This is a genomic window from Schlesneria sp. (assembly GCF_036405755.1).
Taxonomy (GTDB): Bacteria; Planctomycetota; Planctomycetia; order Planctomycetales; family Planctomycetaceae; genus Schlesneria; species Schlesneria sphaerica.
Genome location: NZ_DASWWZ010000648.1, coordinates 1 through 10,065, shown reverse-complemented (window position 1 = coordinate 10,065; position 10,065 = coordinate 1). Strand labels below are relative to the sequence as shown.

General features: G+C 55.9%; 6 protein-coding genes. 2 read left to right on the top strand and 4 right to left on the bottom strand.

Annotated features, from left to right (window positions below; genetic code table 11):
- Positions 1-111: 111 nt before the first annotated feature.
- Both VGE80_RS21515 and VGE80_RS21510 read right to left on the bottom strand, forming a co-directional pair.
- Positions 112-720, bottom strand: coding sequence for an RNA polymerase sigma factor (locus tag VGE80_RS21515; RefSeq protein ID WP_373650771.1), 609 nt, complete (start codon positions 718-720; stop codon positions 112-114).
- Between the two features lie 126 nt (positions 721-846).
- Positions 847-1,044: a hypothetical protein gene (locus VGE80_RS21510; protein ID WP_373650770.1), complete on the bottom strand. Its 198-nt coding sequence runs from the start codon at positions 1,042-1,044 to the stop codon at positions 847-849.
- Between the two features lie 311 nt (positions 1,045-1,355).
- Between VGE80_RS21510 and VGE80_RS21505 the strand changes: the two genes are divergently transcribed.
- Positions 1,356-2,081 carry an SDR family NAD(P)-dependent oxidoreductase gene (locus VGE80_RS21505; protein WP_397571164.1) on the top strand — a complete coding sequence of 242 codons (726 nt, stop codon included), beginning with the start codon at positions 1,356-1,358 and terminating at the stop codon, positions 2,079-2,081.
- Positions 2,082-2,172: 91 nt separating this feature from the next.
- Here the strand turns inward: VGE80_RS21505 and VGE80_RS21500 are convergent, their stop codons facing one another.
- Positions 2,173-5,217, bottom strand: a complete 3,045-nt coding sequence (locus VGE80_RS21500) for a PVC-type heme-binding CxxCH protein (RefSeq protein ID WP_440594067.1) — start codon at positions 5,215-5,217, stop codon at positions 2,173-2,175.
- 800 nt (positions 5,218-6,017) lie between these two features.
- The gene (locus VGE80_RS21495) at positions 6,018-7,223 is read right to left on the bottom strand and encodes a hypothetical protein (protein WP_373650767.1); all 1,206 of its coding nucleotides are present in this window, start codon (positions 7,221-7,223) and stop codon (positions 6,018-6,020) included.
- 1,318 nt (positions 7,224-8,541) lie between these two features.
- On the opposite strand from VGE80_RS21495, the gene VGE80_RS21490 reads away from it, so the two are divergent.
- Positions 8,542-9,987 carry a GntP family permease gene (locus tag VGE80_RS21490; RefSeq protein ID WP_440594066.1) on the top strand — a complete coding sequence of 482 codons (1,446 nt, stop codon included), beginning with the start codon at positions 8,542-8,544 and terminating at the stop codon, positions 9,985-9,987.
- The last annotated feature ends 78 nt before the right edge of the window (positions 9,988-10,065 follow it).

The following is a 10,065-nucleotide window of genomic DNA, read 5'->3' as shown; positions in this document are numbered from 1 at the left end:
TGCACACGTCCATGTGCTCAGTGCAGGACTGTTGACGTTCGCCCGAGAGGGTTCCATTGAGAAGCTGCCGAAGCTCTTCCGCACGCGGGCAGGTCTGATCTGTATGCATAACTAATTCTCTTCCTGCTTCCGCACCGCTTCGACTTCGCTTTTCAATCGGGCGAGAACACGGCTTTTCGCCACGTAGACGGCTCCTGTGGAAAGCCCCGTCCGTTCGGCAACCACAGGTGCCGGCAGTCCATCAACGGCCGTCAACTGGAAGGCCCGCCACGTACTTTCCTGAAATTCTGGCTGGATTCGCTGCATCGCGATCGCAGCAATTTGTCTTTGGTATTCCAGTTCCCAGGCGTCGGAGCCTTCGTCGTTATCGGGTTGGGCATTGAGCAGACGGTGAGTGTCGGTATCCCCTGCTCCCTGCGGACGACTTCGCCGAGCCGAAAGGAAGTTGAAAACCTTATTGCGAGTGATCGTAAACAGCCAACCGGCGAACGATCCACGCTTGCGGTCATACTCCAGTTGACCAATCGCCGCAGCAACCGAACGCATGACCTCCTGCATCAAGTCAGCGGCGTCTGCATCCTGTAATCCCCGCTTCCGGGCAAACCCATACACGACCGGCCCATATAGACTCACAAACTCTCGCCACGCTCGCTGGTTCGTGCCATCACGAATCTGAACCAGGAGACTTGCTCGAGTCAGTGGTGAGTCGTTGACAGCCAAATGAGCACCTGAGTAAACCAGTTGCTGTCGTGGATCCTGACTGAGGGATCTTCTTCAACGACATTACGTCGTATGATACGCGCCGGGGGTAGCGTGGACTAGGGAAAGGGCCGTTCCAAAGACGACTCAGGCAGTCGGACATGACATATCTCCGCCGTCAGCTTGCTGTTTGCGCAGACTTCTCAGAATGCTCTCGTCGAGCCCCCAGATCATGGTTTTCCGATGCGCAATCTCTTTCGCGTGTGGCTTGTGGAACTCCATGAATATCGAGGCATCGGGAATCTGGAAGTACTTGCGAATTCGTTCAATCACCGGTGTCGTCATGCGAACCTCGCTTGCGTGAACAGTCAAACGGCCAACTCATCCCTCTTGTAGGAAATACCGTTTCCCGCAAACTTTCTTACAGGATTTCTCTACTGCTCTTCTGACTCAGCCTCGCACGCACTGGGAACCTGTCCAATCACCTCAAAGACGTCGCCATTTTCTGATTTTTCTCAAAAAAGCGGCCTGAGCATGTAAGACTCGCATCAACGGACGGTAATTCAGTCTGTCAGGGTCGCGTTCTCGACAGCGGTCTGAGCGATATTTGACCGTCAGTGGTTCTTGACATCTGATGAGGAGTTTGAAGCCAAACCATGTCAAAGAAGCTAGAAGGCAAAGTAGCCGTCATCACGGGTGGATGCACCGAACTTGGGGTCGCTGCCGCGCGCAAGTTTGTGTCAGAAGGCGCGGACGTATTTATCACGGGACGCAGCCATGCTGAATTCGACACGCCCGTGATGCAAATTGGCCGACACGCTGCCCCTGTCCAGGGGGACATCGACAAGTTTGCTGATCTTGGTCGCCTGTATGAAACCGTCCGGTCAAAGAAAGGCCGCATCGATATCCTGTTCGCCAACGCGGGGTATAGCGAGCGTGATAACTATGGGTCCGCAACGGAAGTTCATTTCCACAAGCTGTTCGGAATCAACGTGCGCCGCCTGTTGATTTCCGTTCAGAAGGCGCTGCCGCTTCTCAATGACGGTGCTTCCATCATTCTGACCAGTTCTGTTGCCGGTGTGACGGGCTTCGACAACATCGGTGCCTACAACGCCACGAAGGCTGCCGTCAGCGCGTTCGCAAAAACGTGGACAAGCAGCCTGAAACTGAAAAATATCAGGGTCAACGTTATCAACCCTGCCCCGATCGTTCCTCCGCTGTTCGGCAACCGGACGCAAGGTGCATTCCCAGAAGGAATCCCTTTCGGTCGAATCAGCGATCCCGAGGAAATCGCCGACGCCGCAGTTTACCTCGCACAGAATGAGTCACGATTCCTCGCGGGGATCGATCTCTTTGTCGACGCGGGCCTCGTGCAGGTCTAGCGAATGCAGTGTCTTTCGGTGCTGACCATGTCGCAGGCAAATTGCCCCTGCCAACGTCTGCGATATGGTCAGCTTTTGCTATTTTGACCAGTTACCTCTCACCCTTGATCCACGCGATGAGATCAGCGATCTGCTGGGGGTCCAGATCCTTTTCCAGTCCTTCGGGCATGAGTGACAACCCAGACGAGACCAGCTCGTCGAGTGTGTCTCGCAAGACCACATCCTCTTTTGCTTCAGCCCGCTTCAGCGTGATACTCGCCTCGGTTTCTGCCGAGATGATTCCCGTGTAAATCTTTCCCTGCTGAGTGATCGCGGTGTACGTCTGGAAATTGGGCTGTGCCTCGCGATTCGGGTCAAGGATTGCGATCAGCAGGTCGTCGGGCGACTTGTTCTTGACGCTCGCGAAGTCGGGTCCCACCTGGTGACCGGACGTCCCGTCCCGATGGCACTGAATACAGGTTTTTGTGTAAACCATTCGGCCCCGTTCCGGATCTCCTTTCAGTTCAAGAGCGGGCTGATAAGTAAGCACAACCTGTTTCCGGTTGCTCGACGGCTCGGCGAGCAGTTGTCTTGCGGCATCACGAACTGCCGGCTGAGGATGATTGAGTAACAGTTGTCGCTTGTCCCGCTCGATTTCACTCGGCTTGATCATGCCCGACTCAACCGCTTTCACGAGAACTTCTCCTCCTTTCGCCGATTGAACCAGATTATCGACGACTTCTCGCCGCGTGGCAGGTCCGAAGCTTTTCCACGGCTCCAGCACGCCGTTGAATCCCGCCTCGGTCCCCTGCATCACCAGCGACTTGACCGCCGCCTGTTGCAGTGTCGGCGACGTTTGAGGCGTGAAGAGTTCAGGAAGTGTGCGTTCCGCCAGTCCAGAATCTCCGAGAGCAAGTAGCGTTGCAGCCGAAATGCGGTCGGCTTCGGCGGCATTGCGATCCAGCAGCGTCGCAGCCGCGCGTTCGAAGACATGATCGAGCGCCGCACGGATCGCATCTGCCGACTCATTTGTTGACGGGGAATCTGCAAGCGTTTTCGTGATGGTCGTACCACGACGACGAAGCCCCTCACCCAATGCCAGCAGTACCGGAATCCGCGTCGAATCCGGAATACGGTCGGGGACAATCGACTGCAACAGTCGCACGCTGTCCGCCTGATCGGGTGCCGATCCGATCAGGCGGGCGAGTTGAACCAGTACGGGAACGACAGGCTCTGTCGGCCCGGAAAGCAACTCCACCGCTACGGTCCCCATCTGCGAATAAATCGAAGACAACCACGCCGTTCGCAGGTCGGCATCGTTGGCCGCAAAGGCGGCGATTGACTTCAGCCCGGAAACGGCCAGTTCCGGTGGCAGATCTCCCAAGGTGAAAGCAAGCTGCCAGCGGACACGCGGAGAATCGTCGTGGGCCAGGGCAATCACATTTGGGGCCAGTTCTGGCGACTGCTTTACAAGTTGGGGTGCGATACGCAGACCATGCTCCCGCAAGTGCGGATCCGAGTCTTTCAAAGCATTTCTGACATCACCGACCTGGACACCGTGAAGCCCTGAGAGCGACCACAACGCATGGAGCCGTGTCTGCGCTGAGTACGTTCGCTGGCCCGGGTTCTGGCCTGCCGCCACCATCTCGTGCAGCCTGGCATTGGACGACGAATCCTGTCGTTCGACCAGCAGCCGTTGAGCCGTGTCGCGCACCCAGCCATGGGGTGAGGTCAGTGCCTCAACCAGTTCGGCGGTTGACGCTCGACTCAGGTCAGGCGGACTGGTGCGGCGAAACCCAGGTGGAACCAGTCGCCAGATTCTCCCCTTGTCGTAACCACTCTCCAAATCGACAAATTCCTTGATGTCGTCGGGGATCGAAATCGGGTGCTCAATCGTCTCGCGATACATATCCAGCACGTATAAGGTGCCGTCCGGCGCATTGACGAAGTTGGCCGGACGGAACCAGTTGTCAGTGGACGTCATGAACTCGATATCTTTATCCGCGCGCTCTGCAAGATGGCTGATTCCTGCCGGATTGATCTTCTTTCTGTGAATCAGATTCCCGCCGACGTCTCCAATGAAAACATCGCCGTGAAACTCTTCAGGATAGGCTCCGCCACGATAGACAGTGATCCCGGTCGCGGATGTGAAGTAACCAATCGGTACCAGCTCCGATGGAGGAAGGTTTTTACGCATCACCGGGTCAGCGGCGCGACGCGCTGTTCGGACAAGCCGCCACGGTTCTGCCGAGCTGGTACGAAACACGAGCGCGGCAGCACCTTCTTTCGCGATGGATCGATTCATCTCGGGAATCACCAGCAGCGGATTTCGCTCCAGATAATTCAGAGGCCAGGTAACATGAACGATGTGGTTGCTGTTGGAGCAGATAAAGCGATCACCCCAGTCATCGATGGTATGTCCGTACTGCATCCCGCCACCGACCATGGTGAGCTCATTCGTCGCGGGATCGAGCCGCAGGTCACGTCGGCCGGGCGTGAATTTATACTCGGGCTTTCCACCACGGGCCGGAACTGTCAGCTCACCACCGGAGATTCCAGAGGAGAAGTAGATAGCATTGTCGCGCCCCCATTCCAGCCCATTCGAAAGCGCCTGTACGTTGGACGAATTGAAACCGGTGCAGATGATTTCCTTGAAGTCCGCAACGTTGTCACCGTCGGTATCCTTCATGAAATAAAGACTGGGTGGTGCGATGACATAGATGCCTCCCTTTGCACAGCAAACGGACTGGGGCCACCGCAATCCATCGGCAAAGACGACACTCTTGTCCATCCGACCGTCCCCATCAGTATCCGTCAGAAGGCGGATACGTCCCTCCGTCCGGGCACGCTGCTCGATGTACTTCTTGACGCGCTGCTCGGGAAGGAACGGATAGTCGTTCATCTCCACCACAAACATACGCCCCTGCTCATCGAATGCTGCATCAATCGGATCGGTCACGGCAGGTTCTGCGGCGACGAGTTCCAGTGAGAATCCGCGTTCCAGTTTAAAGGACTTGACCGCTTCTTCGGGTGTCTTCGGGGCAATTCGGGGCATCAGTTCTGCGAGACTTTTTTCCTCAGCCAACAGGCCGGACGACGCCAGGAAAACAGCCGCAACGATTCCCGCAAGCGTGGCCAGAGGCCGACTGATTTCCATGTGGGGTTTGCTCGTCCACATACCGCAGCAGTCAACCAGCAAGTTCCGCGAGAATCCGACCATTAATGTCGTCCCTTTCAGATTTGGCAGGGGTTTGCCCTGTTCGTGAGACGTAGCAGGCAAACCGGAAGTGGCAGCACATTACAGTATCCACGTCCTCGCAGAAGTTGAAGTCATCAACATCGCTGCATCTATCGGTTCATCGGATCGCCGAAGAGCGGATTGCAACCCGCGTGAAACGCCTGCCCGTGACGCCAACTGCGCACGATTGGCCCTACTTCAACAGAAGACGCGTGAATCGCCGGCGACTCAAAGTGCGAGATGTCCCCTGGATCAAGAATGAGCCTGAGTCTTGCATCGACGGGCAAGTGGTGAGCGTGCTCAGCGGATCGTTCAGACTTCCATTTTGAGAGCCGATCGAACAGCCCCAACGCTGGAACATGGGCCGGTGATTCGATACAGCGTCGCCCCTTCTGAACCCGTTGCGGATTCTCAATTCGGAAAGGGATTGGAGACGGATCGTCTTCCTCGGGGACAACCAGGGGGGATCCTCTATTAATGGAGGAATTCGTATGCACACTGGGCGTACTGGTAGTGCCCCGACGAGTGAGGCCATTCGGCATCGGCCCCGAAGATTGAGCTCTCAAGGTCAAGCGTGTGCTAGAGGAGCGTCGGTATGCATTTCAACGGTTTGCCAAACGTTGGTAGACCGTTGGCGACGTTGGTGAACCTTTAGCAAAGGGACCATACCTGCAAGACGATTGCAGCATTAGAGAGAGGTCGGGTTGCGCCCAGACGGTCTATGCCATCCAACGCTGGAGCAGACTGCGTGTTGAATGGCGAGATCGTCGACGAGACTTGCGATGGCGCTTCGAACCGAAACGCGCAACCAATCGAGGAACCATGAGCGCGTTCACGATCAAAACAATCACGCAGGCATAGCGCAATATCGCTCGGGTATCATATCCCCGATCCCCCGAATAAGTCCGTAACATCTCCTGAGACTCGATGGCCTGAGGCTGCCCGGCCAAGTCCGCGTGCTGATCCTCACTGACGTTGTCCATCGGATGAGCTTTGATCAATATCTTCCGATAGGGATTTGATCGACGGGAGGAACGGGGGCTCAAGAAGGCGAAATCCACCGCAGTGGCGAGTTGTTTGATGGCGGCTCCATTGAACAGATCAACCTGGACTGGCACCCTTCGAAATGCATCCATTGTCAGCTCGAGCAGTTCATCGACGACTTCGAGACCGGAGCTTTGATTCCAGACGGCGTAGCCTGACGACAGTCGCGTTGCCACCCAGTGTTGAATGGGGCCGCGACGGGCCAGTTCCGCACCGGCGACGTCAATCTCTGCGACAAACTGCGTATCGAATCCATGGCGGGTGGAGACTGGCCCCATCACATCCCGCCAGTTGGACTGGCCGTCCTCGATGATTCTGCGTATGACAGTGGAGTTAGGTCCGGATTGACCTTGTTCGAAATTTGACAGGCACTGGGAAAGTCGAAAGCCCCCGAGAATGCTCGGGCCAACCGTGTCAGCGAAACAGGGGTCGACGGTTCCAACGAGTCGCACCAGATCGCCGCCGGTGGATTCTGCTGATTTGACAATCGGAACGTAACGGTGCCCATCCCAGTAGCGCGTTGGACGACGCGACTTACGCAACCCTTCCGAGCGCGAGAACCAATCCCCTCCGCCCGGATAGCGACGTTTGATCGCTTCCGGATCAGGCATGTGGGCACCCGTGTTGGGATTGAAGTTTAAGGGGAATTCCGAAGGAAGGTCTTCCACCCCTGTGTACGTCACCGCGATGGACGTCAACTTTCGCATCGCGGCCGCATACCAGGCACGCACCTCATCCGCATCCAGACAGGCGCCCCAGGCGACAGAGGAGCTACCAAGACGTGAGAAAGCGATCGGGGCGAGGCAATCGGAAAAGAATACACCGACACAAAAGGCAACAGCCGTTAATGAACTGCGACACATAGAGACTGTACCAAACATAACAGTTTCCACTCTGTTTCAGAGAACCCTGCAGCTTTCGGATCACTCTTAAGATGTGCTCATCGTCAGAACAGTTCACAAAAGACAGACTCACGCTCCCACAGCGCAAGACGCGCACTACTCATTTCCCCGAGTGCCACACGCTGGTGGCCTGGGGGTTTCACCCTGATTCGGAGTCTTGCAACAGAATCTTGAGAAGTTGCGGAAATCACTGAGGTTGAGGCCAGCCCCGCACCCACCCCCAGTTCATATTCGCCTTCGCCGCCGTCACCAACCTGCTCCACGAGAACGTGAAGGAAGCTATGTCACCCCTTCTCACTTATTTCAGTGCTGCAAGGACCAGACTGCCGAATCCACGCACCAGCCGGACTGACCGACAGCTCCTCGCCCTCGCCGCCTCCAAATCCATCTGCCAGATTCCCAGCACCGTCCGTGTTCCGCCCACACCTCTAATCAGGCCGTCATCCGTGAATCGCTTAGCCTGAAAATTCGTCGACCACAACCACTCAGATCATTTTGCATCACCCAGACGAACTTTTTTGCAACGCATCGTAAATGGTTCATTCTTTAGGTCGGACATTCGCCAAGATAACATTTTTCGACAAGTTTTGGGAAGACTGAGAACTCAAAAAAAGACACAATTCGGAAACATGAACCATCAAAACCCTACAACTTTAAACCAACCCACCGGAAGACCGAACCAAAAAGAACCACTCACCATCATTTAACGATCAAAAAAGAACCAAAACAACACACATTCAGAAAGATGCACTAAACCCACCATCCGCCTTGGCAGTTACTTTTGGATGATCAGTAGGTCATTACTGACATCCAATCCAGCGGACGTTTTCAATTGCGAGGGCACTCTGTATCGTTTGCATACAGTTAAACGGCAGAGATGAACGAGAAAATGCAAGCTTGCCACGCGAGGCAGCGATTTGGCTCCCCTCGCTGATGAAATGAGGCTTACCAGCAACGGGCGCCATCGTCTCTCCACCCGATCGCAGTTCACCTTCCTCTCGGATCTTCGTTTGCAACCTCCCCGACGGGGATTCGAAATGTCTGCTTGAGTCCATTTAGCTCAACTTGCTCCGATTTTGGATGCGGTTGACCGCTACGGTTCGAAAATCCAGAACCCCGCTTCACTCGACGCAGCTTGAGAATCGCGTCACCCTCTTTATCGCAACCCAAGAGTGATCTTCGTGTTGCCAGCGGACTGTCAGATATGCAATTGTGTTATTCCAGGAAATCTTTCACGGGAATGTGTGACTGATCACCCCACAGCCAGCCCAAATGATCTCGCGAGAGAGGTTTCAGTATGGGATTAGTCGGAATCTTGCTCTCGTTGTCATTGCTGATGTGGCTGTCTTACCGAGGCTGGACGATTCTGCTCGTCGCACCCGCCGCGGCCTTGCTTGCAGCCGCAATCTCGGGCGAACCGCTGCTGGCCCATTGGACGCTCACCTTCATGAGAGGAGCGTCTGAGTTTCTGGCCCAGTGGTTTCCGATGTTTCTGCTGGGAGGATTGTTCGGGAAACTGATGGACGACAGTGGATCGATCACCTCGATTGCCCGATTTCTCACAGAACAACTGGGAACGCGTCGGACGATGCTGTCGGTGGTCCTTGCATCCGCAGTTGTCACATACGGCGGCGTCAGCGTGTTTGTGGCCTTTTTTGTGCTGGTTCCGATGGCGAAAGAAATGTTTCGGGCTGCGAACATCCCGCGCAGACTGATGCCGGCAGCGATTGGACTCGGCGCGTTCACGTTCACAATGTCAGCCTTACCCGGGTCCCCCTCCATCAACAACGCGATTCCGATGCCTTACTTCGGGACCACAACGTATGCTGCCCCCGGGTTGGGGATCATCGCTTCAGTGGTCATCGCCGCATTCGGCCTGTGGTGGCTCTCGCGCGCGGAAGCGATCGCTCGACAGGCCGAGGAAGGCTACGGTGATGTTTCACAGGTTCCCCCGATCATTGACGAAAAACTCCGCGAGCACGCGACGGCGGTGGGCGACTTCGATCCTGCCGAATTCAACCACGGTGAAAGATCGACGTTCGAACCATCCTTCGCGATGGCAATTCTGCCACTGGCTGTGGTCATCGTCGTGAATTTCCTGATGTCGCAAGTGATCCTCCCGGCGATTGATTTTTCCTATCTTGCGAAAGCGGAATGGGGTCAGACTCACATTGGTGCCGTCGCTGGTGTCTGGTCAGTAGTGACGGCTCTCGCAACAGGGAGTCTCACTGTCATCCTCGTGAACGTTCAGCGTCTGCCGTCCCTGCGCGAGACGCTCGACGCCGGGGCCAACTCGTCGGTTCTGCCGATGCTCACCATCGCCAGTCTGGTCGGCTTCGGTGTCGTCATCGCCTCACTTCCGGCCTTTGGTCTCGTTCGAGACGCGGTCCTGTCCATTCAGGGAGGCCCATTGATCTCCCTGACCATCGCGATGAATGCTCTGGCTGGCCTGACCGGAACCGCATCGGGTGGGATGGCGATCGCCCTCAACGCACTAGGTGACACTTATTTGAAGATTGCGGAAGAACAGGGGATTAATCCCGGGCTGATGCATCGGCTGACCACAATCAGTGCGGGAACCCTCGATGCACTTCCCCACAATGGTACGGTGCTGCTACTACTTCACATCAGCGGGTTGTCTCATCGTGAGAGCTATCTCGACATGGTGATGACGGTGATTGTGAGCTGTGTGATCGGCCTGTTCGTCGTCCTCGTACTGGGCTCGGTATTCGGATCATTCTAGACCCGAGCGATTCCATTGCCGATTCCCGTTGTGGGATCACCGTTTGATCAATTGAGTCTCCACAGCGCGACAGTGATC